The following is a 25,141-nucleotide window of genomic DNA, read 5'->3' on the forward strand; positions in this document are numbered from 1 at the left end:
TCTCCCTCATATGGAGAGAGCAGTGTGCGAAGTCAGGTTGGGGGTTTTGTGGGGATTGTGTGGGGGGAGATAGCTACAAGCTTCAAGCAGCGAGCTACAAGGAAAATCAAACCCTAAACCTGGCTGTAGGAACTAAGCTCGCGAAGGTAAGCCCGCAGGGTGCACGAAGTGCATAAACCCAATACCTGACTGACTTACTACAGAGGTCACAGAGGAGAAGGCAGGTTCTTCTCTGTGTACTCTGTGCCCTCTGTGGTGAAATGCTTTTGATCTCGCCGCCAGCGACGCTCCTACGGAAAGCGTTTTTAGTGCTGGGGAATTATCAGGGTGGCGCGGACGCCGTTGTCGGTGTTGGTTAATGTCAGGCTGCCGCCGTGGAGGCTGGCGACTTCGTTAACCATCGCCAGCCCCAGGCCGGAGCTTTTGTCTTGGCCTGGGGCTGGCAGGGAATAGAAGCGTTCGGTGACGCGGTCCAGTGCGTAATCAGGGATGGGCGGACCGATGTTTTCCACAGTCAGGCGATCTCCTGCCACTTGCACTGTGAGGGTGGTTTCCGCGTTGGCAAACCGCAGGGCGTTATCCAGCAGGTTGAACAGAGCCAGCTTGAGGGTTTCGGCTTCGGCCTGAAGAACACCGTCGTTGACGCTGACCTCCAGATGCTTGTCCGCCACTAGAGAAAAACGACTGCGCTGCCACTCTTCCACCAGCGCAGAAATAGTGACACGACTCTTGCGGGCGGGCAGGCTTTCCAGCTTTTCCAGTTTGGCCATGGCCAGCAGTCGATCCAACAGGTCGCTGAGTCGCTGGCTTTCGTGGATCACGTTATCGGTAAAGCGGGTCAGTGACGGGTCGCTGATTTCATCGTGAAGAATTTCCCCGGCGCCGCGAATGGCCGCCAGCGGGCTTTTCATTTCGTGGGTCAGCAGACTGACGTTATCTTCCAGCCGTGCCCGCTCTTCCAGGCGCCGGCGCATTGCAGTGACCGCATCGGCCAGATCGCGAATTTCGTCGTTGCCTCGAAACACCGGCGGCGCCGGGCGTTCGTTGTTGGCCACCGCCTCCGCATAGCGGCGCAAGCGATTGACCCGACGACTGAGCCACCAGGCCAGCAGCACCCCCAGCACCAGGCAACCCAACAGGGCCAGGCCGCCATACAACATCAGATGGCGTTCCGCCAGTTGCACAAAGGGCTCGATAGCCCGGCCCGGTTTACCCAGGCTGATCACCCCGATCAGGCTGCCGCCATCGCGGATCGGCGCGGCCACATACATCACCGAGGTGGACGGATCATCCGGGTCGCTGCGGGTGGTGCGCGCCCCATAGCGCCCTTGCAGGGTCAGGTGCACATCGTTCCAGCGGGAAAAATCCTGGCCTTCATCCTGGCCCTTCGAATCGAACAACACGGTGCCAGTGGGGCCGGTAATATAAATATGGGTATGGATGCGATCTTTTTTCAGGCCCCAGATATTCGCATCCGGGGTGCGGCCGGCATAACGGTTGAGCGCCTGGCGCAGGGACGGCGTAATCACAATCTCGCCGTTATTCGTATCTTCAGCGACGATTTCCGCCAGCAGGTTGGCGGCGTCCACCAGGGTTTCCTCAGCGGACTGACGCACCAACGGTTTGGCCTGGCCGAACACCAGATCGAGCACGAACCAGCCCACCAGCCCGAGAATCAGGAAGTAGAACACCAGTAGGCGCTGCCCGAGCTTCATTCCGCGACGCTCTCCAGGTAGTAGCCAATACCCCGGCGGGTGGCGACAAGATGCTCGCCGTCCAGTGGCCGCAATTTCCCGCGCAGGGTCTTGATATGGGTATCCACACTGCGTTCGAAGCTGTCTTCATCACTGTCGCAGATATCCAGCAATTGCGCCCGGGTGAACACCTGGCCGGGATGTTTCAGCAAGGCGGAGAGAATACGGAATTCGGAACGGGTGAGTGTCAGTGCGGTGCCACGGAACAGAATCTGCGCACCGGCCTCATCCAGTTGCCACAGGCTGGCGGCACGATCATCCGCACGCGGGGAAAGCCGTTTAAGAATGGCGCGAACGCGTGCCACCACTTCGCGGGGGCTGAAGGGTTTGGTGACATAATCATCGCCGCCCAGTTCCAGACCGAGGATTCGATCCACCTCATCCTGGCGGGCGGTCAGGAACAACACCGGCACCTGGCTGGACTGGCGCAGTTGCTTGAGCACCTCGAAGCCGTTCAGGTCCGGCAGGCCCACATCCAGCACTACCAGATCAAAGGCCCGGGTGGCGAGACGTTCCAGCGCTTGCTGACCCAGCGGCACATGGTCCACCGAGAAATGCTCGCGTTCCAGCGCAAACATCAACGGCTCCGCAATGCGCGGTTCATCATCCACAATCAAGATTCGGCTCACAGCCATTCCCCTGCCAAGACCATCGCATCATAACCAGAGAGGACAGTCAGCCCAAGGAAGGAGGTCTCGGCCCATCACAATGACGGGATCAGGATGCCTGGCGCGTGACCAGCTTCAGTGCATCGAGCAGATCCTTGCCGGCACTGTGCAGCTCACGGATATCCTTCAGAAAGAACGTTTTCTTCGCTTCGGTCTGCACCACCAGCACCCCGTAGAGGCGCCCTGCCTGCTCCAGGGGAATACCCAGGTAGCTCTGGAAACGTTCCTCATCGGAGCCGGGCACATAGTGGTATTCGGCGTGAGCCTTGATGTCCCGGGCCACCACCGGGCTCCGGCTGCGGGCCACCTTGCCGGTAAGCCCCTGCTGGAACGACAGGGTGGCCCCCAGGGCGTTGCGGTTGAGGCCACTGGTGGCCACGATCTCCAGGCTCTCATGGATCTCATCCGCCTGGTAAAGGCTGCACACCTGCACATCAAGACGGTTCTTCACCGCGTCCACGCGGGCCTGCATAAAATCGGGAGGTAGAGGCACAACGCCACCTTATTGTCGCCATCAGGAATTTATCAGGATTCATTCAATTTATGTGCCGGTTTCGGTTGTAAGGCCCACATCGTTTACACTGTAAGCCTGAATTCCGGCCCCGGAGCGACACGCTTGGCGAAGAAGCCCAAAACCGACGAAGAAATTGCCGCCTTCCGCGACAAGGTCTGTGATGTGGCCACCCGGCTGTTTATCGAACGGGGGCCGCAGAATGTGACCATGCGTCAGATCGCCAGCACCCTCGGCGTCAGCCCCATGACCCCCTACCGCTATTTCCAGGACAAGGACGAGATTCTTGCCACCGTGCGCGCAGAAGCCTTCCACCGCTTTTCCGCCAACCTGGAACAGGCGGTGCAGCAGGCCCCGGATGCCCGCGCCAAGGCCCGGGCGGTGGGCGATGCCTATGTGACCTTTGCCAAGACCTACCCGGCGGCCTATCAGCTGATCTTTTCCTTCACCCAGCCCGACGAAGAACGTTACCCGGAGCTGCGCCAGGCCAATCTGCGCGCCCAGGAAACCATGGTGGCCTATGTGCGCGAGATGATTGACGCCGGCCTGCTGGAAGGGGACGCCCAGCTGATCGGCTATATGTTCTGGGCCACCCTGCACGGCATCGTTGTGCTGGAGCTGGCCAGCGGCCTGCGTGGCATGGATGGCGACACCCTGCGCGAAAAGATTATGCGCACCCTGTATGCGGGCATGCGCGTGAATCCCCCCACCCTGGATCACTGACCATTTCGCTCACCGGCTTGGACGGGGCTTGACCTTTAACTTATACGGTGTAAATTTTACAGAGTAAATCAATTACTGGAGGACCCGTCATGTCCCTGCCCGCTTCTATTGCTGACCGCCTGCGCCTTCCGGTGATGGGCTCACCCCTGTTCATTATTTCCAACCCGGATCTGGTGCTGGCCCAGTGCAAGGCCGGCATCATCGGCTCCTTTCCTTCCCTCAATGCACGCCCCCTGTCGCAACTGGACGAGTGGCTGCACCGCATCACCGAAGAGCTGGCCGCCTGGGACCGGGATCACCCGGACCAGCCCGCCGCCCCCTTTGCGGTGAACCAGATCGTGCACCGCTCCAACGACCGGCTGGAGAAGGATCTGGAGCTGTGTGAAAAGTACCAGGTGCCCATGGTGATCACCTCGCTGGGAGCCCGCGAGGAAGTGAACCAGGCGGTACATGGCTGGGGTGGAATGGTGATGCACGACGTGATCAATGACCGCTTCGGCCGCAAGGCCATCGAGAAAGGCGCCGACGGCCTGATCGCCGTGGCCGCCGGTGCCGGTGGCCACGCCGGCACCCAGTCGCCGTTTGCGCTGATCCAGGAACTGCGCACCTGGTTCGACGGCCCGCTGGCCCTGTCCGGCTCCATCGCCAGCGGCCACAGCGTGCTGGCCGCCCAGGCCATGGGCGCCGACCTGGCCTATATCGGCTCCATGTTCATTGCCACCGAAGAAGCCAATGCCGCCCAGGGCTACAAGCAGATGATCGTAGACAGCCGCGCAGAGGATATTGTCTACAGCAACCTGTTCACCGGGGTGCACGGCAACTACCTGGCACCGTCCATCGTCAATGCCGGCATGGACCCGAACAACCTGCCGGAAAGCGATCCGTCCGCCATGAACTTCGGCTCCGGTGGTGATTCCGACAAGAAGGCCTGGAAGGATATCTGGGGCTGCGGCCAAGGCATTGGCGCGGTGGACGCCATCCAGAGCGCCGGCGATGCCATCGCCCGACTGGCGGACGAATATGACCAGGCCCGCCGCGCACTGAGTGCAGCCTGAAGGAGACATCCCATGGCGAATATTGATGCCTGGCACGCAGTGGTAAAAACCCGCGACCCGCAGGCGCTCAGTGACCTGATTGCCGATCAGGCGGTGTTCCATTCACCGCTGGTGCATACCCCGCAAACCGGCAAGGCACTGACCACTACCTACCTGACAGCGGCACTGCACGTGCTGCTGAACGACAGCTTCCGTTATGTCCGTGAAGTGAACGATGGCGAGCATTCGGTGCTGGAATTTGCTCTGGAGCTGGACGGCATCGCTGTCAACGGCGTGGACATGATCCAGTGGAATGAGGACGGGAAAATCGCCGATTTCAAGGTGATGATCCGCCCATACAAGGCCATTGAGGTGGTGCGAACCCGAATGGCAGCCATGCTAAGAAAACTGCAATAACGACTTCCTGCGCGGCCAGAAAGACAGCACCACAGCACTAACGACGTCGCCACTGTCCAGCTTGGCCAGTGGCGATTTACAGACTGAAATTCACCCGACAGAACCAGCTCTTCAGGTAGGAGGTCTCGGCAATGGCCGGGTGTATCGGATGATCCGGCCCCTGCCCCTGGTAGCCAATCACCTGCACACTGCGGTCAATGTGTCGGGCACTGCTGTGGACCACTTCCAGCAAACGATCCGCCGGCATGTGCATGGAGCAAGACGCGGAGATCAGGTAACCGCCCGGCTTGATCAGCCGCAGGGCCAGCTCATTGATGGCGTGGTAACCGGCCAGGCCGTTCTTGAAATCCTTTTTGCGTTTCACGAAGGCCGGCGGATCCAGCACCAGCAGATCGTACTTTTCGCCATCGGCAATCAGCTGCTTCATGGCGGCAAAGGCATCACCCTGAATGCTGCCCACCTTGTCCGCCACCCCGTTCAGCTCCGCATTGCGATGCACATAGTCGGTGGCGGTTTCCGAGGCATCCACACAGGTGACCGATTCGGCCCCGGCCAGTGCCGCCTGAATACCCCAGCCGCCACAGTAGGAAAACACGTCCAGCACCCGCGCCCCTTTTGCCAGCGGCGCCATGGCCTGGCGGGCACTGCGGTGGTCGTAGAACCAGCCTGTTTTCTGCCCTTCTGCCAGCGGTGCCACAAAGTTAGCGCCGTTTTCGGTAAGCGATACCTCGTCAAGAAGATCGCCTTTCAATGCCTTGGTGTAACGCTCCATGCCCTCAATTTCCCGGGCCGCAGCTTCGTTCTTGGCAATGATATGGGTCGGGTTAAGCACCGCATCCAGGGCGCTGACGATAGTGTCCAGGTGCGCTTCCATGGCGCCGGAACCGGTTTGCACCACCAGCACATCACCGAAACGATCCACCACCAGCCCGGGCAGGCCGTCGGCTTCGCCGAAGATCAGCCGGTAGCTGGGCGCATCGAACAGGGTCTCGCGCAGGGCCAGTGCCTGTTCGATGCGTTTCTTGAAGAAACTGCGCGACAGCTCCTGTTTCACGTCACGGCTATAGAGACGGGCGGCAATCAACGAATGGGGGCTGAGCAGGGCCCGGCCCAGCGGCTTGCCGCGGCTGTCTTCGACCACGCAGGCAACGCCGGCGGGCAGGTCCCGCAGTGGTGTATGGCGGGTGTCGATTTCATTGGCGTAGACCCAAAGGTGGCCGGCCTTGAGGCGGCGTTCTTCGTTTTTACGAAGCCGGATTACTGTCTGCTCTGTCATTGGGTCTGCCACTCGCCATTAAAAGGCGAATGATAACACGCCAACAATCGATACAACCTTGCCAGCAAACCCCAATCTGCCAAACAAAAAAAGGGCGCCCGGAGGCGCCCTTTAATCTCAGGGAAATCGTTGAGAAGGATTAACCTTTCACGAATTCCGGGTAGGCTTCCATGCCGCAGTCGGCGATGTCCATGCCTTCGTACTCGTCTTCCTCGGAAACCCGGATGCCCATGACGGCTTTCAGGATGCCCCAGACGATCAGGCTGGCCACGAATACCCAGATGAAGATGGTAGCTGCACCGATGATCTGGCCGGAGAAGGACACATCAGCGTTGGTAACCGGTACCAGCAGCAGACCCAGCAGACCAACCACACCGTGGACGGAGATGGCACCGACCGGATCGTCGATCTTCAGCTTGTCCAGAGTCAGGATGCTGAACACGACCAGCACACCACCAGCGGCACCGAACAGGGTAGCCAACAGCGGAGTCGGAGTGGACGGCTCGGCAGTGATGGCAACCAGGCCAGCCAGGGCACCGTTGAGCAGCATGGTCAGGTCAGCCTTGCCGAACAGGATGCGGCCAACGATCAGGGCAGCAACCGCACCACCCGCAGCAGCGGCGTTGGTGTTCAGGAAGACCATGGCCACAGAGTGTGCGTTGGCAGCATCACCCAGCTTCAGTACGGAACCACCGTTGAAGCCGAACCAGCCCATCCACAGGATGAAGGTACCCAGGGTAGCCAGCGGCAGGTTGGCACCGGGGATAGCGTGCACTTCACCGTTCGGGCCGTACTTGCCTTTACGGGCACCCAGCAGCAGTACACCTGCCAGGGCAGCAGCCGCACCGGCCATGTGCACGATGCCGGAACCGGCGAAGTCAGAGAAGCCCAGGTCGCCCAGGTTGTACAGACCGAATACGTCGGCACCACCCCAGGTCCAGGAGCCTTCCAGCGGGTAGATCACACCGGTCATGACCACTGCGAAAGCCAGGAAGGCCCACAGCTTCATGCGCTCGGCAACCGCACCGGAGACAATGGACATGGCTGTCGCCACGAACACCACCTGGAAGAAGAAGTCAGACGCGCCGGAATATACGGAATCACCGTCGAAACCGTTCTCCGCAGAGGCACTCAGCACACCGGCCAGATCGAAGGCTTCGATACCGTCCAGGAAGATGCCGCCGCCGTACATGATGGCGTAACCACACACCAGGTACATGATGCAGCTAATGGCAAACAGCGCCACGTTTTTGGTCAGGATTTCGGTGGTGTTTTTGGCACGCACCAGACCGGCTTCCAGCATGGCAAAACCGGCAGCCATCCACATTACCAATGCGCCACACACCAGAAAGTAAAAGGTGTCCATGGCGTACTGAAGTTCAAAAATTTGATTTTCCACAATGCAACCCTCCGAAAATGGAAGCGTGTTCTCTAAACCCTGGCATGGGTCGATTTACAACACGGTAAAACTTAAATCGCGTCCTCACCGGTCTCGCCGGTACGGATACGAATGGCTTGCTCCAGGGAGGTGACAAAGATCTTGCCGTCACCAATCTTGCCGGTATTGGCAGCTTTCGCGATGGCTTCAATCACCTGATCCAGAGAGGACTCGGCGATGGCCACCTCGATTTTTACCTTGGGCAGAAAATCCACCACGTACTCGGCACCCCGGTACAGCTCGGTGTGACCTTTCTGGCGTCCAAAGCCTTTCACCTCGGTAACGGTGATGCCTTGCACGCCGATCTCGGAGAGTGCTTCACGCACGTCATCCAATTTGAACGGCTTAATTACGGCAGTAACCAGTTTCATTTCATTCTCCTCAGCTTTCACCGCGTCCGGTGTCGTCCGTTTCACTTCGAGCCCCGTTATGGTTCCCGATCCACAGTATGCTCGAACGCTCTGACCCAACAAGTGCACGACCCATGCCAGTTTTAGAAAATCATGCATTTTCAGTGGGTTATACCCCGATCCCGATTCAGGAAACGGGCTCGGCGCGCCATTATAGCGCACCACCTTGGGGCGGGTTCCAACTTGGTGCAACGCCTCTGCCCTGCACCGCCGGTGCCGCGCCCCCGGACACCGTGCTACCATCCGCCCACCAATACAAGGACCGCCGCCAAAGACCGCATTCCCGGCGGCCCGGGCCCACCAGTGCCCCTTGTCCCCGATGGAGATTCGAGATGCCTGATCAACCCTTTATCGACCGCCTGATGGCCGACATCAGCGGTCGCCTGCCCACCGATCTGGGCGGCCTGCGCAACGAAGTGGAGCGCAATGTGCGCAGCGTGCTGGCAGAAGCCGTCAGCCGCCTGGATCTGATTACCCGGGAGGAGTTCGATATTCAGCAGCAGGTGTTAATGCGCACCCGGGAAAAGCTGGAAGCGCTGGAGAAGCAGGTGGCGGAGCTGGAGAAAACCACGGACGCCTGACGCCCGGTATTTTTCCGTAGGCGCCATGCTCGCATGACGCCTACGAAAGTCCGATTTCCTACATCTGCCGCTGCCAACCTCGCACACGTACCTCGCCCCCCTCCCCGTACACTGCCTCGCACACCCTGAATTCTGCGAGGCAACGTGACACACGCATTGCTGTACAGCCGCTCGCCAGTGGGCATCCAGGCGCGTGAGGTGCGGGTGGAAACCCATCTGGCGCCGGGACTCCCCGCCTTTACCATTGTCGGCATGGGTGACACCGCGGTGCGGGAAAGCCGTGACCGGGTACGTTCGGCACTGGTCAACAGCGGCTTTGAGTTTCCCCAGCGGCGCATCACCGTGAGCCTGGCTCCGGCAGATCTGCCCAAGGATGGTGGTCGGTTTGATCTGCCCATTGCCCTGGGCATCTTGCTGGCCAGTGGCCAGCTCGGAAAGCTGGACAGCAACCAATACGAATTTATCGGTGAGTTGGCATTAAATGGCGCCCTGAGCCCGGTGCCCGGCATGCTGCCCTGCGCCCTGGCCTGCCAGCCCACTGGCCGCACCCTGATCGTTCCCCGCGACAACGCGGATGAAGCTGCCCTGGCAGGTGCCCACACCGTGGCCGGTGACCAACTTGCCCAGGTGGCAGCCCATTTGGTGGGCCAGTCTCCTTTGCCATTCCACGATCACCCGGCACCGGAAACCACCACTTATGAGGGCGGCTGCCTCTCCGAAATCCGCGGCCAGGCCGCTGCCAAGCGGATATTGGAGATTGCCGCCGCTGGCGGCCATTCCCTGTTGCTCAGCGGCCCTCCCGGCGCCGGTAAAAGCATGCTCGCCTCACGACTGCCGGGTCTGGTGCCGCCATTGCACCCGAAACAGGCACTGGAAGTAGCGGCCATTCATTCCCTGAAGCAACCCCGCCCGGCCCGCCTGTTTCATCAACGCCCCTACCGGGCGCCCCACCACACGGCTTCGGCCACCGCCCTGGTGGGCGGCGGCAGCCATCCGCGCCCGGGAGAAATTTCCCTGGCTCACCACGGCATCCTGTTTCTTGATGAGTTGCCGGAATTCGACCGACGGGTGCTGGAGGTATTACGCGAACCGCTGGAAACCGGAGAGGTGAGTATTGCCCGTGCCGTCCAGCAGCTGACCTTTCCGGCCCGCTTTCAACTGATCGCCGCCATGAACCCCTGCCCCTGCGGGTATCTGGGCGACCCGGAAAAGGGATGCGGCTATCGTTGCGACAAGGCCAAACGCTATCAGAACAAGCTGTCGGGCCCCTTGCTGGACCGCATTGACCTGCACCTGGACGTGCCCGCGGTGGAAGCCCGGGAATTGCTCGGTGATCGGCAGGGGGAAACCAGTGACACGGTCCGCGCCCGGGTCCGCCAGGCCTGGCAACGGCAATGGCAACGCCAGCGACGGCTGAACCGGGAACTGGGCAGCGATGATCTGGACCCGCTGCTACGCCACCACCGGGACTGGCTGGCCAACGTCATGACCCGCATGGGATTGTCCGCCCGCGCCCTGCACCGCAGCGCCCGGGTGGCACGGACTATCGCCGACCTGGCCGGGACAGACACCGTCGACCGGGACCATCTACGCGAAGCCCTGAGCTACCGGCAAACGGTAGCGGATACCCAATAACCCAACCCGGATTTGCTGCCGCCACCGCGCTGCCAGTCAGCCAGCGATCAGTATCGCCACCAGCGCAGCCAGCAAAGACAGTGGCACGATGATAATCGCGCTCTTGAGGCATTTCTCCATATAGAGATGCCTAGTGTATTGATCCAGCATGATGCATTTCCCCACAACCCGTTAAAATGACAACCGCGCGACTACCCCCGTAGAACTGCGCTTTTCTTTTTTTATTGTTCCTGACTCGCCCCGGCCCATTGCCAGACAGGGGCCGATTCGCGGCCGACCGTTCTGACTGTCACCTGGTCCGAAGAAATTCGCGACCTGAGTCACATCAATTTTTTGCAGATTATCACAGTTATGAAAAAACAAGCACTGGAAGATTGACATTATCTTGCAGCCAGAATTGACCGTAGAGAACAGCAGGAAAACTGCGGGGCATCGATATGATCGGCAGGGGCAGGCGCGGCGTCCGGGCAGCCCGGTTACACGCCCGAAGGCGGGGTCACATCAGCGGCACAACCAGGAAAAGGGTTGCCTGCCAATGCATTTCCTGGCGGCTTTCAGCCGTTAACAGGGTGTGCCCTGCCGCCTCGCCCGAAGGACGGCACGCGGCGGCAGGGACGGGGTTAACCCCACTGGAAGAAATCGCGTTTCTCTTTCAGGTAGAACCGTGACAGCACCATCTTGTGTACTTCGCTGGCGCCGTCCACCAGGCGCGCCTGGCGGGCGTAGCGGTAGATCCACTCCAGCAGGGTGTCCTTGGAATAGCCACGGGCACCGCACAGCTGGATCGCGGTATCGGCGGCCTTATGCAGGGTGTCGGCCACGTGGATCTTGGCCATGGAAATTTCCTTTTTGGCAAAGTCCCCCTGGTCCAGTTTCCAGGCGGCCTGCATGGTGAGCAGACGCCCCACTTCGATGTCCTTGGCCACGTCACCCAACATCCACTGCACGCCTTCGTGCTCGGCGAGAGTAGTACCGAAGCTCATGCGGTTTTCCACATAGTCGGCCGCTTCTTCCATACAACGCTTGGCCAGGCCCAGCCAGCGCATGCAGTGCGTCAGGCGGGCGGTGCCGAGACGAATCTGGGTGACTTTCAGGCCATCGCCCACTTCCAACAGACGGTTCTGATCGGGAATCACCAGGCCATCGAACTTCAGTTCGCAGTGACCACCGTGCTCTTCCGGCCCCATGATCGGGATACGGCGCACCAATTCCCAGCCAGGCTGGTCCGCATCAAACAGGAAGGCAGTGAGCCCCTTGCGCGGGTCGTCACTGGTCTTGGCGATCAGAATAAACGTTTGCGCACCTTCTGCCCCGGTGATGAACCACTTCCGGCCCTTGATGATCCAGTTGTCACCGTCCCTGGTGGCGGAGGTATAGGTCAGAGACGGGTCGGAGCCACAGCCACCATCGGGCTCAGTCATGGCAAAGGCGGAACGCACCTTGCCGTCGATCATGGGCTGTAACCAGCGTTCTTTCTGCTCGTCGTTGAGGATCTTGTTGAGCAGGATCATGGTGCCGTCATCCGGCGGCGCACAGTTGAATACCACCGGGCCGAACGGACTGCGAGCGGCTTCTTCATAGAGCACCGCCATACCGGCCACGCCCACATCCAGGCCGCCGCGCGCTTTCGGTAACTGGAAGCCCCACAGGCCAGCCTCTTTGGCTTTTTCTCGCAGGGCGTCGACCACGCTTTCCTTGAAGTTTTCATGGTCGTCGTAATTGGCCTTGTCGTTTTCCAGCGGCATGATTTCCGCTTCCACAAACGCCGCCACTTTGCGGCGCAGGCTTTCCAGCTCCGGGCTCAGGGAAAAATCCATGATCTGTCCTCGGTGAATTCAGTTAGAGAGTGTTGCAGAGATGACCGCCGTCCACTGCGATCACCGAACCGGTCATGTAGGACGACGCATCGGACGCCAGCAGCAACAGGGGACCGACCAGTTCGTCAATCTGCCCCAGGCGTCGATAGGGAATGCGCTTGAGCATTTTTTCCGCCAGCGGGCTGTTGAAGAAATCCCGGTTGATATCGGTTTCCACGTAGCCGGGGCAGATGGCATTGCAGCGGATGTGGTAGCGGGCAAAGTCCAGCGCCAGGGATTTGGTGAGCTGCACCACCGCCGCCTTGGAGGCAGTATAGGGCGCCACCCGGCCACCCACACGCAGGCCGAGAATGGAGGCAATATTGATCAGGCTGCCCGGACGCCCGTCACGCTTCCATTGCTGGATAGCGAACTTGGAGACGGCCCAGACACCCTTCAGGTTGGTATCTACCACCGCATCCCAGTCTTCCTCGCTGAGTTCGTCGGTGGGGCCTTCATGGGACACACCCGCATTGTTGACCACCACATCCACCGCCGGCATATCGGCAAAGGCGGCCTCCACACTGCTGTAGTCACTCACGTCCATGGGCACCACGGTGGCCTCACGGCCCAGTTCCCGTACCGCCTCGGCGGTGGCTTCCAGTTTGTCCACCCGGCGGGCCGCCAGCACCACGTCGGCCCCTTCTTCGGCCAGGGCAATGGCAAAGTGGGCACCAAAGCCACTGGACGCACCGGTGATCAAAATACGCTTTCCGGTCACACTGAATCGCTGGGACATAACTTCCTCACCCTTTTCTGCATCTGGGAGAGAAGCTACCCAGCCTACCTGTCGGCCACAAGGACGAAAACGCTCAGAAGGAGGATGACAACAGCAAGGAAAGTGCGTGGCGGGTATCAGGAGTGGCATCTGGCAATAGCAGCGCGTCCCGGACCGGCAACCATTCAATGGCGACCACTTCATCGCTCAACGACACCGCATCCGGGCAAACCACCACGGACGCCAGCGCACCCCACACCCGGTGATGGGGATTGGAGAAAAAGAACCACTGCCAGCGGGAAAACTGCCGTCGCACACCCACTTCCTCGAACAATTCCCGCGACAGGTTTTCGCCCACGGTTTCATTGGGTCGCATCACACCACCGGCAGCCAGATCCCAACTGCCCGGGTAAAAATGTTTGTCGGCGGCACGTTGTTGTACACATACCTGCCCGGCCAGATCACGCACCACCACGTAGGACGCACGATGGATCAGGCGCTGACGCTGCATGCGCCCACGCTGACAACTGCCACGGGGTTGGTTGTGCCGGCTGACCAGAAGGACCGGTTCGCTGTTGCTCATGGGGTGTTGTTTTTGGCTGACGCGGACAGGAACACTATCGTCATGAGAAAGGGATTGCTACAGGGAAAGACAAGATGCGAGCCCGGAGGATACAAGCCGCAAGGCAAGCTACAAGCTACAAGCTACAACACGAATCAATGTCTTGGGATAAGTCCAGGGCCGTGCCCGCGCACCACCTCACTTTCAGTTCGCGGGCACGGCGTTTCAGATAATGAAGGTCTCGCTCGTGTTGTAGCTTGAGGCTTGTAGCTTCCCCCTGGTTCGCGACTCGGGCGCTGCTGCTACAGCGGCTTCGTCGAGAGTCGCAGGATTACGGCTGGAAGTGACTGGGCGGGTGGCCGGTCCATTTACGGAAAGCACGGGCGAAATTACTGGGATCGGCGTAGCCCAGTTTCGAGGCCACCTGCTGCACAGTGATATTGGCCTGCAGGTAGGCCATGGCCTTGGTCATGCGCACCTCTTCCAGCAGGGACCGGTAGCTCACGCCCAAAGCATTGAGATAACGGCGCAGGGTGCGCGAGGTAACGTGGAAATTGCTGGCCAGCTGTTCCAGGCTGGGCAGCATGCCCTCCGCCTGCATCAGCCGGGCGCGCACGCGGCTGGCCCAGTCCTGATCGGCTTCCAACCGTTGCAGCTCTTCCTCACATTTCTGCGCGGCCATCTGCCGGGACGCCGGGTCGGACAGGGTAAAGCGCTCGCTGAGCAGGGCCTTGGGTAGCCGCAGCGCCGCCACCTCGGCTTCGAATTCCACCGGCATGGCCAGCAGTTCCCGGTAGCGATCCGCATGGGCCGGCGCCGGGTAAGGCAGCTCCAGCACCGCCCCCTGGAAACGATCGCCCAGCAGATAGCGAATCCCGCCGACCACCGCAGCTACCACTACTTCCAGGTAGGTTTCACGAATATCGCCCAGGGGAACGCTTTCCACCAGGCAGAAACGCACACCGTCCTGAAACGGCTCGATACGGGGAACACACAGGCGGGTACGGGTACGGAAATAACGTTCCAGCAACCGCAAGGCATCGCCCAGATCGGCACTGCTGATGGCGGCATAGCCGAGCAGGCCATGGGCTGTCAGTGTTAGTTGCTGCCCCAGGGCCAGCCCCAGAGCCGGATCACCGGTCATTTCACGGGCGCCCACCATGACACGGCGGAACTGCTCGAAGCGCAGAGCCGGCTGCGGGTTATAGACCTCGTCTTCCCTCAAACCCACCTGAGAGAGTAATCGACGGGTATCCACGCCAACCTCGGCAATCAGTTCCACCAGATTGCGCACGTAGTTGACGGGGACCGGGGAACGGCCGGTGCCAGGATCCAGTTGTATAAAGCGCTCGTGAGTCATGCCCCTACTATACGCCAATTTTTCACCTGTCCGAAAATGACTTATTTCTGTCCAGCCCTGCACTTCGCCCAAGCACAACTGTTCACCAGAATGCCTGCATCCGAATTTCCCGGCCTGACAGCCAAGGACAACCATGACCATGCAAGAACCTGCGTACAGCCGACACTTTGGCGCCGATGATGCCCGCGCCATCCGCGATGCGGTGAAAAAGGATCTGGGCCCGGCCACCTTCAAGGCCCGCCCGCTGCGCGCCCTGTGGTTTATACCCATGAGCGCCGTGATCATCGGCAGCATCGCTGCCATCCTGATGCTGAGCCTGCCCTGGTGGGGCAACCTGCTGCTGGGCATCCTGGCCGGGCACACCCTCGCCTGCCAGGCCCTGCTGGCCCACGAAGTGCTGCACGGCGCGCTGGGCATGAGTCGTCGCATGCAGGATTTCCTCGGCTGGATCGGCTTTGGCCCGGCCCTGATCGCTCCGGAATTCTGGCGCCGCTGGCATAATGTGGCCCACCACGCCCACACCAACCTGGGCGACAAGGACCCGGACTCCTTCGGCACCCTGTACCGCTACGAGAAACACCCCAAGACCGCCAACTTTACCAAGCTGGCCCCCGGCGGACGCACCTGGTACAGCTTCCTGTTCCTGTTCTATTCCTTCATGTTCCACGGTCAGCTGGTGCTGCGCATGCAGACCCGCAAGCGTGAGGAATTCAAGGGATTCAACCGCAAGAAAGCGATCCGCCAATCCTACCTGTGCATGGCGGCATGGATAACGCTGGCCATCGTGTCCGGCCCACTGGCGATCTTCACCGTGCTGATCCCCATGGCGATCATCAACTTCATCGGCCAGAGCTACATTCTCACCAACCACATGCTGCGCCCGCAGATGGACAACAACCATCCGGTGGACAATTCCATGAGCGTGCGCGCCTGGCGCTGGATCGATCCGCTGCACTTCCACTTCAGCCACCATGTGGAGCACCACCTGTTTCCCAAGATGGGCTCCGATCAGGCACCGAAAGTGCGCGCCTGGCTGCAGCGGGAAATGCCCGAACGTTACGTTTGCCCCAGCCATGTGAAAGCGGTGGCCATGCTCTACAAGACCCCGCGCGTCTATCAGGATGCCCATACCCTGGTCGACCCCCTTAACCGGGAGCGGACCGTGGATGTGATGGAGCTGCAGGGGCAGTTGAACTAAGCGGGCTGCCGCAGCATCTACAGAGCCGCTGTAGGCGTCCCTCAAGAGGAACGCCTACAGGCGCTTCGCTTTAGACGTGTGATTCGTGTTTTTTGACGCGGGTGATCGCGCCGCCAGCGACGCTCCTACGGCGGGCGGAGATTCACGGACCGTCATAGGCCCGCAGGATTTTCACCACTTCCACTTTGTAGTGTTTGTACCAGCCTTCCTTGCCCAACTGCTGGGCAACCCGGTGTTCCGCCTGCTGTTTCCAGTCTTTGATGGCGTCTTCATCCGGCCAGTAGGAGATGGCAATTTCCTGCTCCCCTTCCGTGACGCTGATGAATTCCGTGCAGCCGAAATCGGTCATGGCCAGATCCCGTAGCTGCCCAGCCATCTGCCGGTACCGGCTGTCCTGATCGGCCATGATAGCGGTGAAAATCACGGCGTACATTGACTCTCCCTGTTTTGTAGGAGCTATGCTCGCATGGCGAACACCTACTCTTTCGCTATACCAGCACGGCATTCCCTTGGGGCGCGCCGAACGCGATACGTTACTGCGCTGCGTTCCGTTCCTACAGTTCCTTTAATACCTTATCGAAAACAGCCAGATCCGCATCGCTGAACAGCACGAAGCGTATCAGGCTCACCCTCTTCAGGGCTGGTGCGGTATCACGGATCGTCTGCAGCGCCACCTGCGCCGCCTCCGCCAGCGGATAACCGAATACCCCGGTGGAAATGGCCGGAAAGCCGAGGCGGGCGATGCCGTGCTGGTCCGCCAGCTGCAACGCCTGCCGATAACAGGACGCCAGCAACTGGTCCGACGGTTCATCCCGGCCATACACCGGGCCGAGACAATGAATCACGTGGCTATTGGGCAGGTTGTGGCCACTGGAGATCACCGCGTCACCCGGGCGAATAGGGCCCAGCGGGATGCATTCCTTCTCCAGCCCCGGACCGGCGGCGCGGTGAATGGCGCCAGCCACACCACCGCCGATGCGCAACTCGGCATTGGCCGCATTGACGATGGCATCCAGATCCGGCTGGTTGGCAATGTCGCCCTGTACCGTTTCCACGGTAACGGCACCGAATTGGCGTTGTGTCATGACAACCTCCCTTTGTGCTTTTCTGTAGGAGCGTCGCTGGCGGCGCGATAGCCCAAAACCTGGAAAGACCGATTTTTCTCTGCGTGCTCTGTGGCCTCTGTGGTGAAAAGGCTTTTGATTCTGGGTTGGTTATCGCGCCGCCTGCGACGCTCCTACGGAAAACCTTACAGACTTTGAATCTCTTCCTCGCTCAGGGCCCGAAACTCTCCGGGCGCCAGTGCCGCATCCAGCGCAATCTCGCCGATCCGCTCCCGGTGCAGGGCCACCACCTTGTTGCCCCGTGCTGCCAGCATCCGTTTTACCTGATGGTAACGCCCTTCACGGATGGTCAGCAGCAACTGGTCGGCATGCACCCGTTCTGCCCGGGCTGGCAAGGTGGGCGAGTCTTCACCGCGCAGCAGGATGCCATCGCGCAGGGCCTGCAGATCCTGGTCACTGACCGGGTCGGCGCAGGTTACCCGGTAGCGTTTGTCGCAATGGTGATTCGGGGAGGTGAGCCGGTGGGACCACTGGCCATCCGAGGTCAACAGCACCAGGCCAGTGGTGTCCCGATCCAGGCGGCCCGCCGGGTGCAGGTCCTGGCGCAGTTCCGCAGGCAGCAGGTCCAGTACGGTGCGATGCTCAGGGTCGTCCGTGGAGCACACCACCCCCGCCGGTTTATGCAGCATCAGGTAACGGTGGCCCGGCAATTGCAGCGGCTGGTCATGCAGCCAGACGCCCTGCCCGTCCCGCAGTTGCAGGTTGGCTTTCGGGCGCGCCTCGCCGTCCACGGTGACCGCCCCGCGGCTGATCAGCTGTTTGGCCTCCTTGCGGGTGAGGCCGGCACTGTGGGCAAGAAAATAGTCCAGACGCATGGGCAAAACCGTTACCGGGAAAACCGCCATGATAACCGACATAAGGTGTCTGGAGTGCAGCGCCATCGCTGGTATCATAGCGGCCCGATTTCACACCCCCAGATTTTCCGGAGCCCTATGAGCAAGCTCAACCCCCGCCAGCAGGAAGCCGTGCATTATGCCGATGGCCCACTGCTGGTACTGGCCGGGGCAGGTTCCGGGAAGACCAGCGTGATCACCCGTAAGATCGCCTGGCTGATCCAGGAAAGGGGCATGTCCGCCCGCCATATCGCTGCGGTGACCTTCACCAACAAGGCCGCCCGGGAAATGAAGGAGCGGGTGCAATCGCTGGTGAGCCGGGACCTGACCCGCGGGCTGATCGTCTCCACCTTCCACAATCTGGGTCTGCGCATTCTCAAGTCGGAGCTGAAAGCCTGCGGCCTGCGTAACGGCTTTTCCATTCTCGACGGCGCCGACAGCAAGGAGATCCTCAAGGAGATCCTGCGTCAGGGCGAATCGGAACGGGACCTGGACGCCGTGGATGTGATCCACAAGCGTATTTCCGACTGGAAAAACGCCCTGGTGCTGCCTGAGGAAGCGGTAAGTACCGCCGACACCGATGAGGACCTGCGTGCCGCCATGGCCTACGGTGGCTACGACCGCATGCTGCGGGTCTGCAACGCGGTAGATTTCGATGACCTGATCCTGATGCCGGCGCGCATGTTCCGCGAACAGCCGCGCATCCTGGAAAAGTGGCGCAACCGCATCCAGTACCTGCTGGTGGATGAATACCAGGACACCAACGGTGCCCAGTACGAAATGGTGAAGATGCTCACCCTGCCGGCGGGCAAGTTCACCGTAGTGGGCGATGACGACCAGTCCATTTACGCCTGGCGCGGCGCCCGCCCGGAAAACCTGGCGCAACTGCAACAGGACTGGCCCACCCTGAAAGTGGTCAAGCTGGAGCAGAATTACCGCTCCACCGGGCGCATCCTGAAAGCCGCCAACACGGTCATCGCCAACAACCCCCACGAGTTCGAGAAGAGCCTGTGGTCCGACTATGGTTACGGCGAGCCGATTCGCTTTTCCGCCCTGCGCGATGAAGAAGCAGAAACCGAATGGATCGCCAGCGATATCTTTCACCGCCGCCTTCAACAGGGTCTCAAGTGGAAAGACTTTGCCGTGCTGTATCGCGGCAATTTCCAGTCACGGATTCTGGAAATGAAACTGCAGAGCCTGTCGATTCCCTACAAGGTGTCCGGGGGCAAAAGTTTCTTCTCGCGCAGCGAGATCAAGGATTTGATGTGCTACCTGCGCTTGCTGGTGAACCCGGACGATGACAACGCCTTTCTGCGCATCATCAACACCCCGCGTCGGGAGATCGGCCCCGCCACCCTGGAAAAACTCGCCACCTGGGCGCTGAAACGGGAACAGGGGCTCTACCATGTGTGTGACGACATTGCCCTCAGCGAAGTCATGAACCCCAAGGCCGCTGAGAAGCTGCAGAAGTTCAAGGCATGGCTGGATGACAAGCGCCAGTTCTGTTTTGGCCATAACAGCCTGCAGGCAGTGACCGAGCTGATCTCTGACATGGATTACGAAGGCTGGCTGATGCAGAACGCCTCCAGCCCGCGCATCGGTGAGAAAAATATCGAGAATATCTGGCAATTGGTGCGCAGCATCGAGCGCATGCTGGAAAAACAGGAAGACGAAGAAGACGGCGCCAGCGATCTGGAGGCAGTGATCAAGAAACTGGTACTGCTGGATATGCTCGAACAGCAACAGGAAGAAGACGATTCCGACCGGGTACAACTGATGACCCTGCACGCCTCCAAGGGGCTGGAGTTCCCCCACGTCTACATGATGGGCGTGGAAGAGGAGTTTCTCCCCCACCGCACCAGCATCGAGGAAGACAACATCGTCGAGGAACGTCGACTCATGTACGTGGGCATCACCCGTGCCCGGGAAACCCTGGCCATGACCCAGGCACTGACCCGCAAACAGTACGGCGAAAAGATCGACACCACCGCCAGCCGCTTCGTGGACGAAATGCCCCAGGAGGATATCGACTATCTGGGCATCGGTATTCAGAAGGATGAAGCCAAGGAAGATGCGGTGGCAGAAGCCAGCATCGCCAATCTCAGGGCACTGCTGGATTAATAGCTCGCCAACTGACCACCGCTCGTTTGCATCGAAAATCCGTTTGGCATGCCGCAAAACAATGAATAAAACGGATAGCAATGAAGGTCATCCTGCCCCGGCTCGCTCTGCCAAATGGCAATATTTGTTATCCCAGCGGTAACAATAGTCCTGTCAGCAGCAGCAGGCTCTTGGGATAATTATCACTTTGCCCTTGATTTTCCAGTGTTGCTTAGCGCCCTGGGGGCACAGAATCGACCAGCGACAGCAGGACACCCGCCCGATGACCACAAGCAGTCCCGAATTTTATGTCAGTGGTATCGCTATCGCACAAATGTTCTATGGCGCACAACGACTTGGATTGCCTGCCCAACAGGCAATGGTTCGGGCCGGAATTGATATCCAGAAGGCCCTCCAGCCCACCTGCCAGGTTCCTAACGAGCAGCACGAAAACTTTCTTCGTGAACTGCTTCTTGCCAGTAATGATGAGCTCCTTGGCCTGCATATTGGCGAACAGACCATGCCCGCCATCTACGGCATCATTACCTCATTGGCCATCAACACCTCCTCATTGCAGCAAGCCATCCAGATTACCCATCAGTATCAAGCGCTGATTGGTGGCAACTCGGGCGGCCTGCGTATTGAAGAAGACGCCAACGGCAGCATGTTGCTAAAACCCTTCATGGTGACCGAGCACCCCATTCTGCGCCGCCACCTCACCTTGACACTGCTTACCCTGGTGCTGGGCATGGGACGCATGGTCACCGGCAAACCGCAACTGGCCCCTCAGCAACTCTGGCTGGACTTCGAGCCGGCCAGCGATAACGAAAAGAAGCATATCGAAGCGCTCCTGCTCTGCCCGGTAAAATTCGGGCAACAGCAAACCATGTTCAAGCTGGATGCGGAAACCCTTGCCCTTCCCGTCAATCTGTTTGGCGATAGCGGCCTGGCAGAACTGGAAGCCACCGCGAAACGCCAACTACTTGAACAGCAACAGCAGCAAGGGCTTGCCGGAAAAATCAAATGGCTGATTCGCGACCAGATGATCAATGGTATGCCACGGCGCAAGACGGTAGCCGACCGGCTCAACATGTCCGCCCGTACCCTCGATCGACGCCTGGCCGATGAGGGGCTGGCCTGGCAGGACCTTCTCGACGAGACCCGCCTGCAACTGGCCCATGACTATCTCACTCTGACCGAATTGACCGTCGCTGAAATCAGCCAACGCCTCGGCTTTTCCGACCCACGCTCCTTCCAGCGCCGCTTCCGTCAACTGTGCGGCAGAAGCCCAGCTGAAATCCGGCAGCAGCTAACCTGACCCCTGTCTACATTTGTCACTGCCGTGACAGGGTTTGCCCCTGCCTAAGCGATAGCCAGTAACGCAACAATAGTCCCTCGTTGCAGACATGTGCGCATGTCTTCCAACCGGGGACTCCCATGAAAACAACAATAACAAGTGCCCTGCTGCTGGCCGTTGGCGCGATCAGCCAGGCTGCAATGCAACCCATGGACGAAGCAGAAATGTCTGCCGCCCATGGGGCCGGCATTGCCGTGGCACTGGATGACTTTGCCTACCTGATGGCGCCTACCAGCTATCTGGAACAGGTGGGCTCCACACCAGCCGATGCCTGCACCGGCAGCGGTACTGTAGCGTCCAATCTCGATTGCTGGCGTCGCGGCGACCTGCGCTGGTATGGACTCAACCTGAGTAGCGCAGTCAATGTGGCCGGCGCTGGTCTGCATTGGGACGACACCTCGGCTTGCAACCCTGGCGCCACTGCCATGAACTGCCCACGGGGCGGACAGATCGCCAATTTCTCACCGTTCGACAACCCCTATCTGATGCGCGCCTGGTCCCCCAAAGGTATGGATTATCAGGGCAACCTGGTCAACAACGACCCGGGCAACCCGGACAAGACCATCTACGAATACCTGGCCCCCACCAGCCAGCCGGATTACCTGATGTCCTTCTGGGGCGAAATCGAAGCCGGCGCCACCCGCGATCCATCCACCCAGGCCCTGGCTGCCGGCACGGGCGTGGCCAATGACGGCGGCCTGCTGAAAAGCCAGACCATTATCCGCGGCAATGCGGCAGGCAGCGTGTTCCGCATGTTCCGTTTTACCGATTCCGGCACCAGCCCCCTTTACGGTGAGACGTTTGCCATGCTGTATCACTCTTACCTGCAAGGAGACTTCCGCTTCAGCGTGGCCCAGCACGACAATGACAATAACCCGGGCACCCCCAGCTCCTTTGCTAGCGACACCATCGGCCAGGCGCCACGGTTCGGCAATAATGAAGGCCTGCACTTCCGCAACTTGGATGCCTTTTTGCCATTGGGCCAGCTCTACTACCAGGCACTGGTACTCAATGCGGTAGGCAACAGCGGCAACTTTTCCCTGGAGCTGACCCGGATACCCAACAACCCTACCGTCTACAACCGCTACTACGGCCTGAATGACGGCGATGTACTGGGCTACGAAACCGCCCGACTGGCGCTGGCCAATCTGGGGCAGCCCTGTGCCGCCGATGACCAGAATTGTCTGAATTACCGTAGTTCCCACGGGCATATCCGCTACGGCGACTGGCACCCCGGTGCCGCTACCGGCCGCAACAGTATCAACAACACCAACGACGGCATTTTCTTTCGTGCCTGCATTGACTGCGCCCCCTTCAATGCCTACGCGGCACGGTCGCTGGTTATCGACAAAAGAGGACCCACAAATAGCCGGCAACGCACACAAAACTACCAGTGCAACACCGGCAACGCAGGCGGTTGTACCGTGGATGGCAGTGGCCCTGTGATTACTCAGAGCATCGGCGACTACACCCGTACCTTTCCCACCAAAAACGTGAACCTGGGCGATGCCCGAATGGAAGGGCTGCTGATCAATCGTTTCGAACTGATCAGCTGTCAGTCAGGGGGGTGCTGATGATTTTTCGGATGCTGCCATTTTTGACCGCAATACTGCTCGCCAGCCACACAGTCTTCGCACTGGAACCGGTTGGCGATGATGAATTGGCCGCGATCACCGGTGCCGAAGGGATGCAGCTGAGCCTGCGTCTGCGCAACAACATTGATGCAAGCGGCTCGCCAATAAATTGCACCGGCAATCTCAACGGCTGTCGCATGGGGCTGGAATTTTCCGGCCGGGAAGGCATATGGCTGATGCTCAAGGATTATTACGGCGCCCTTGAAATCAATGATATCCGTCTCGATGGCGATGTACTCCCAGACACTGCCACCAGCTATGCGGATCCGGACCGTTTTCGAGCGCTCACGGATGGTGACGCAGATGGCCAGGGTGATTGCCTGCTAGACGGTTGCAGCCCCTCAGGCCTGCAGGCCGTTCGTGTTTCCTACCCGGCCAGCAAAGCCCCCGGGGAATACAACGACCTTAACCTGCTGATGAACATCGGCCGCACAGCCCTGGAATTTGATGACGGCGCCACTCCGGGCTATATGCGCGATGCCGCTGACGGTAGCGTGCTCGGTTTTCGCATGGCCGATAGCGCAGCACTCAATGCGCCTTCACGTTCGAAATTTATGGGGGATGCCCATGTGTTCGGTTTCTGACACAGGCTGGCGCACGGGCATGCTGATTTCCCTGATCAGCCTCACAGCAATGCTGCTGCCCTATTCGGGACTGGCCATGACCGCCATGGATGACAACGCCCTGGCCCGTGTTACCGGCCAGAACGGCAGCCTGTTTCTCGCCGACCATATCAGCCCCAATGAACTGGAAGGAGCCCCCACCGATGGCACCGCCAATTTCGATTTTTACCGCATGGGACTGGACGCCAAGCTCAACCTGAACCTGAACATTGCCAAATTTCAGCTGGGGTGTGGCGGCGTCAACGATCTACTCACCACCAGCCCTGCCTGCGATCTGGATGTGGACTACCTGGGCTTCATGGGCATCAATGCTGCCGGTAACCGCCCTGCCTATAACGCAGACAATGCCGATGACAGCGGCAACTGGGGGCCGGAGAGCGCCTTCGAACTGATTCGCCCCTACATGGAGCTGGCGATAAAGAACGATGACAACCCTACTCTGCGGGAAGTGGTCGGCATCAAGCTGGGGGCGCAAACCATCAATGGTGCACTGCGCATGGGCCGGGATTATCTCAACAAGGGGTATCCCAATGAAGTGGCCTCCGGGGCGGGCAATATCATCAACCAGGAGCATGGCAGCACTTGCGTTCCCGGCGCTACAACCGGTGCCGGCGTGCTGGGCTGCCATTCCGGCCTCAACTCGATCAGCGGGTATTTGCCCGGCCTGGAGCTTTCCGCTGGCTTCAGGGCACGGGCAAGGATATGCGACCCTATACTTCTGTGTGTCTGGCCTTTTTATCCATCCATAACCGCAAATATTGACGGCTGTATCGGCCGCATCAATTTCTCCCCATGCTCCTCCAGTGACACGCCGTTTTTTATCGATGCTGGAGGCACACGGCTAAGCAGTCTTTATGTGGCCGCGGCACAACTCAGGATGAAGGCAGATGTGACTTTGGGCATCGCCCTGGAAGGCTATGGCTCACTGGAGATAGACACCCGCCAGATTCATTACCTGCTCACCCCCAACAGCTCTGGCTTCTTCCTCTCTCTGCAGAGGGAACCCGTTTCCTGGCCACATTACGAAAAGACACCACCAGCAACCAGGTTGGGCAGCTTTGACGCATGCGACCCCCAGTATGGGCAGGTAACCGGGCGTTGCAGCAGCGCCTATTCTTCCCGCGCCAATACCGGCTGGTGGCTGAGTGCCGCCAACGCAAAAGTGCTCGATCTGCGCCCCTCCGACCGCATCGTATTACCCGGCTCTTTCAACCTTATCGGGCTGATCAGCGCCCTGGGGCCAAACAATAGTCCCATCCATATCGACAACCCCAAGCTGGATTTTGTCGCGGCGCAGAATTGTTACGGCTCGGCCCGGTTCTGCTAGGA

At 59.9% G+C, this 25,141-nt stretch carries 24 protein-coding genes; 11 read left to right on the forward strand and 13 right to left on the reverse strand.

The features are described from left to right. Positions 1–305: 305 nt before the first annotated feature. The 3 genes from creC to KZ772_RS11065 all read right to left on the reverse strand — a co-directional run bounded on the left by creC (position 306) and on the right by KZ772_RS11065 (position 2,915). Positions 306–1,715, reverse strand: a complete 1,410-nt coding sequence (creC, locus tag KZ772_RS11055) for a two-component system sensor histidine kinase CreC (protein ID WP_290536629.1) — start codon at positions 1,713–1,715, stop codon at positions 306–308. Further along, entirely contained in the window at positions 1,712–2,383 is a 672-nt protein-coding gene (gene creB / locus KZ772_RS11060; RefSeq protein ID WP_290536630.1) for a two-component system response regulator CreB, read from the reverse strand. Before creB ends, creC begins: the two co-directional genes overlap by 4 nt. A gap of 88 nt (positions 2,384–2,471) precedes the next feature. After that, complete coding sequence (locus KZ772_RS11065; RefSeq protein WP_290536631.1) at positions 2,472–2,915, reverse strand: GAF domain-containing protein; 444 nt, start codon at positions 2,913–2,915, stop codon at positions 2,472–2,474. Positions 2,916–3,038: 123 nt separating this feature from the next. Here KZ772_RS11065 and KZ772_RS11070 point away from each other — a divergent pair, with 123 nt between their 5' ends. The 3 genes from KZ772_RS11070 (at position 3,039) to KZ772_RS11080 (ending at position 5,107) form a co-directional block, all read left to right on the forward strand. Continuing rightward, positions 3,039–3,656 (forward strand): TetR/AcrR family transcriptional regulator, encoded by a 618-nt coding sequence (locus KZ772_RS11070; protein WP_290536632.1) that lies wholly within the window; start codon positions 3,039–3,041, stop codon positions 3,654–3,656. An 89-nt stretch (positions 3,657–3,745) separates the two neighbouring features. After that, complete coding sequence (locus tag KZ772_RS11075) at positions 3,746–4,711, forward strand: nitronate monooxygenase family protein (RefSeq protein WP_290536633.1); 966 nt, start codon at positions 3,746–3,748, stop codon at positions 4,709–4,711. Between the two features lie 12 nt (positions 4,712–4,723). Further along, positions 4,724–5,107 (forward strand): nuclear transport factor 2 family protein, encoded by a 384-nt coding sequence (locus KZ772_RS11080; RefSeq protein ID WP_290536634.1) that lies wholly within the window; start codon positions 4,724–4,726, stop codon positions 5,105–5,107. A 76-nt stretch (positions 5,108–5,183) separates the two neighbouring features. Here KZ772_RS11080 and KZ772_RS11085 read toward each other — a convergent pair whose 3' ends face one another. From KZ772_RS11085 to glnK, 3 genes are all read right to left on the reverse strand, one after another. Beyond that, entirely contained in the window at positions 5,184–6,383 is a 1,200-nt protein-coding gene (locus KZ772_RS11085; RefSeq protein ID WP_290536635.1) for a class I SAM-dependent rRNA methyltransferase, read from the reverse strand. Positions 6,384–6,522: 139 nt separating this feature from the next. Next, on the reverse strand, positions 6,523–7,782 hold the full coding sequence (locus KZ772_RS11090) for an ammonium transporter (protein WP_062814824.1): 1,260 nt from the start codon (positions 7,780–7,782) through the stop codon (positions 6,523–6,525). 71 nt (positions 7,783–7,853) lie between these two features. After that, entirely contained in the window at positions 7,854–8,192 is a 339-nt protein-coding gene (gene glnK / locus KZ772_RS11095; protein ID WP_008930504.1) for a P-II family nitrogen regulator, read from the reverse strand. Positions 8,193–8,563: 371 nt separating this feature from the next. Between glnK and KZ772_RS11100 the strand changes: the two genes are divergently transcribed. Next, on the forward strand, positions 8,564–8,812 hold the full coding sequence (locus KZ772_RS11100; RefSeq protein ID WP_035250611.1) for an accessory factor UbiK family protein: 249 nt from the start codon (positions 8,564–8,566) through the stop codon (positions 8,810–8,812). 144 nt (positions 8,813–8,956) lie between these two features. Further along, positions 8,957–10,447: a YifB family Mg chelatase-like AAA ATPase gene (locus tag KZ772_RS11105; RefSeq protein ID WP_290536636.1), complete on the forward strand. Its 1,491-nt coding sequence runs from the start codon at positions 8,957–8,959 to the stop codon at positions 10,445–10,447. A 620-nt stretch (positions 10,448–11,067) separates the two neighbouring features. Here KZ772_RS11105 and KZ772_RS11110 read toward each other — a convergent pair. The 4 genes from KZ772_RS11110 to KZ772_RS11125 all read right to left on the reverse strand — a co-directional run bounded on the left by KZ772_RS11110 (position 11,068) and on the right by KZ772_RS11125 (position 14,943). Then, positions 11,068–12,264: an acyl-CoA dehydrogenase family protein gene (locus tag KZ772_RS11110; RefSeq protein ID WP_290536637.1), complete on the reverse strand. Its 1,197-nt coding sequence runs from the start codon at positions 12,262–12,264 to the stop codon at positions 11,068–11,070. A 22-nt stretch (positions 12,265–12,286) separates the two neighbouring features. Next, entirely contained in the window at positions 12,287–13,042 is a 756-nt protein-coding gene (locus tag KZ772_RS11115; protein WP_290536638.1) for an SDR family oxidoreductase, read from the reverse strand. Positions 13,043–13,115: 73 nt separating this feature from the next. Continuing rightward, positions 13,116–13,604: an NUDIX domain-containing protein gene (locus KZ772_RS11120; RefSeq protein ID WP_290536639.1), complete on the reverse strand. Its 489-nt coding sequence runs from the start codon at positions 13,602–13,604 to the stop codon at positions 13,116–13,118. 310 nt (positions 13,605–13,914) lie between these two features. Beyond that, positions 13,915–14,943 carry an AraC family transcriptional regulator gene (locus KZ772_RS11125; protein WP_290536640.1) on the reverse strand — a complete coding sequence of 343 codons (1,029 nt, stop codon included), beginning with the start codon at positions 14,941–14,943 and terminating at the stop codon, positions 13,915–13,917. Positions 14,944–15,082: 139 nt separating this feature from the next. Here KZ772_RS11125 and KZ772_RS11130 point away from each other — a divergent pair, with 139 nt between their 5' ends. Continuing rightward, a complete protein-coding gene (locus tag KZ772_RS11130) occupies positions 15,083–16,141 on the forward strand; it encodes an acyl-CoA desaturase (protein WP_290536641.1) in 1,059 nt (352 codons plus the stop codon). A gap of 142 nt (positions 16,142–16,283) precedes the next feature. On the opposite strand, the gene KZ772_RS11135 is transcribed toward KZ772_RS11130, so the two are convergent. From KZ772_RS11135 to KZ772_RS11145, 3 genes are all read right to left on the reverse strand, one after another. Beyond that, the gene (locus KZ772_RS11135) at positions 16,284–16,574 is read right to left on the reverse strand and encodes an antibiotic biosynthesis monooxygenase (protein ID WP_290536642.1); all 291 of its coding nucleotides are present in this window, start codon (positions 16,572–16,574) and stop codon (positions 16,284–16,286) included. Positions 16,575–16,695: 121 nt separating this feature from the next. Continuing rightward, entirely contained in the window at positions 16,696–17,226 is a 531-nt protein-coding gene (locus KZ772_RS11140; protein WP_290536643.1) for a macro domain-containing protein, read from the reverse strand. Between the two features lie 164 nt (positions 17,227–17,390). Next, positions 17,391–18,122, reverse strand: a complete 732-nt coding sequence (locus KZ772_RS11145) for a 16S rRNA pseudouridine(516) synthase (RefSeq protein WP_290536644.1) — start codon at positions 18,120–18,122, stop codon at positions 17,391–17,393. A gap of 75 nt (positions 18,123–18,197) precedes the next feature. On the opposite strand from KZ772_RS11145, the gene rep reads away from it, so the two are divergent. The 5 genes from rep (at position 18,198) to KZ772_RS11170 (ending at position 25,139) form a co-directional block, all read left to right on the forward strand. Next, the gene (gene rep / locus KZ772_RS11150; protein ID WP_290536645.1) at positions 18,198–20,219 is read left to right on the forward strand and encodes a DNA helicase Rep; all 2,022 of its coding nucleotides are present in this window, start codon (positions 18,198–18,200) and stop codon (positions 20,217–20,219) included. A 262-nt stretch (positions 20,220–20,481) separates the two neighbouring features. Further along, positions 20,482–21,516, forward strand: coding sequence for an AraC family transcriptional regulator (locus tag KZ772_RS11155; protein WP_290536646.1), 1,035 nt, complete (start codon positions 20,482–20,484; stop codon positions 21,514–21,516). Positions 21,517–21,635: 119 nt separating this feature from the next. Continuing rightward, on the forward strand, positions 21,636–23,129 hold the full coding sequence (locus KZ772_RS11160; RefSeq protein ID WP_290536647.1) for a hypothetical protein: 1,494 nt from the start codon (positions 21,636–21,638) through the stop codon (positions 23,127–23,129). Between the two features lie 11 nt (positions 23,130–23,140). Further along, a complete protein-coding gene (locus KZ772_RS11165) occupies positions 23,141–23,773 on the forward strand; it encodes a hypothetical protein (protein ID WP_290536648.1) in 633 nt (210 codons plus the stop codon). A gap of 19 nt (positions 23,774–23,792) precedes the next feature. Then, positions 23,793–25,139 carry a hypothetical protein gene (locus tag KZ772_RS11170; RefSeq protein WP_290536649.1) on the forward strand — a complete coding sequence of 449 codons (1,347 nt, stop codon included), beginning with the start codon at positions 23,793–23,795 and terminating at the stop codon, positions 25,137–25,139. Positions 25,140–25,141 lie beyond the last annotated feature (2 nt).

This window comes from Alcanivorax sp., from assembly GCF_019431375.1.
Taxonomy (GTDB): domain Bacteria; phylum Pseudomonadota; class Gammaproteobacteria; order Pseudomonadales; family Alcanivoracaceae; genus Alcanivorax; species Alcanivorax jadensis_A.

Excerpts from the sequence above, each read along its gene's own strand:
- creC (WP_290536629.1), bottom strand. The coding sequence starts at position 1,715 with ATGAAGCTCGGGCAGCGCCTACTGGTGTTCTACTTCCTGATTCTCGGG.
- KZ772_RS11075 (WP_290536633.1), top strand. The coding sequence starts at position 3,746 with ATGTCCCTGCCCGCTTCTATTGCTGACCGCCTGCGCCTTCCGGTGATG.
- KZ772_RS11080 (WP_290536634.1), top strand. The coding sequence starts at position 4,724 with ATGGCGAATATTGATGCCTGGCACGCAGTGGTAAAAACCCGCGACCCG.
- KZ772_RS11085 (WP_290536635.1), bottom strand. The coding sequence starts at position 6,383 with ATGACAGAGCAGACAGTAATCCGGCTTCGTAAAAACGAAGAACGCCGC.
- glnK (WP_008930504.1), bottom strand. The coding sequence starts at position 8,192 with ATGAAACTGGTTACTGCCGTAATTAAGCCGTTCAAATTGGATGACGTG.
- KZ772_RS11100 (WP_035250611.1), top strand. The coding sequence starts at position 8,564 with ATGCCTGATCAACCCTTTATCGACCGCCTGATGGCCGACATCAGCGGT.
- KZ772_RS11110 (WP_290536637.1), bottom strand. The coding sequence starts at position 12,264 with ATGGATTTTTCCCTGAGCCCGGAGCTGGAAAGCCTGCGCCGCAAAGTG.
- KZ772_RS11115 (WP_290536638.1), bottom strand. The coding sequence starts at position 13,042 with ATGTCCCAGCGATTCAGTGTGACCGGAAAGCGTATTTTGATCACCGGT.
- KZ772_RS11120 (WP_290536639.1), bottom strand. The coding sequence starts at position 13,604 with ATGAGCAACAGCGAACCGGTCCTTCTGGTCAGCCGGCACAACCAACCC.
- KZ772_RS11125 (WP_290536640.1), bottom strand. The coding sequence starts at position 14,943 with ATGACTCACGAGCGCTTTATACAACTGGATCCTGGCACCGGCCGTTCC.
- KZ772_RS11130 (WP_290536641.1), top strand. The coding sequence starts at position 15,083 with ATGCAAGAACCTGCGTACAGCCGACACTTTGGCGCCGATGATGCCCGC.
- KZ772_RS11135 (WP_290536642.1), bottom strand. The coding sequence starts at position 16,574 with ATGTACGCCGTGATTTTCACCGCTATCATGGCCGATCAGGACAGCCGG.
- KZ772_RS11140 (WP_290536643.1), bottom strand. The coding sequence starts at position 17,226 with ATGACACAACGCCAATTCGGTGCCGTTACCGTGGAAACGGTACAGGGC.
- KZ772_RS11145 (WP_290536644.1), bottom strand. The coding sequence starts at position 18,122 with ATGTCGGTTATCATGGCGGTTTTCCCGGTAACGGTTTTGCCCATGCGT.
- rep (WP_290536645.1), top strand. The coding sequence starts at position 18,198 with ATGAGCAAGCTCAACCCCCGCCAGCAGGAAGCCGTGCATTATGCCGAT.
- KZ772_RS11155 (WP_290536646.1), top strand. The coding sequence starts at position 20,482 with ATGACCACAAGCAGTCCCGAATTTTATGTCAGTGGTATCGCTATCGCA.
- KZ772_RS11160 (WP_290536647.1), top strand. The coding sequence starts at position 21,636 with ATGAAAACAACAATAACAAGTGCCCTGCTGCTGGCCGTTGGCGCGATC.
- KZ772_RS11165 (WP_290536648.1), top strand. The coding sequence starts at position 23,141 with ATGCTGCCATTTTTGACCGCAATACTGCTCGCCAGCCACACAGTCTTC.
- KZ772_RS11170 (WP_290536649.1), top strand. The coding sequence starts at position 23,793 with ATGCTGATTTCCCTGATCAGCCTCACAGCAATGCTGCTGCCCTATTCG.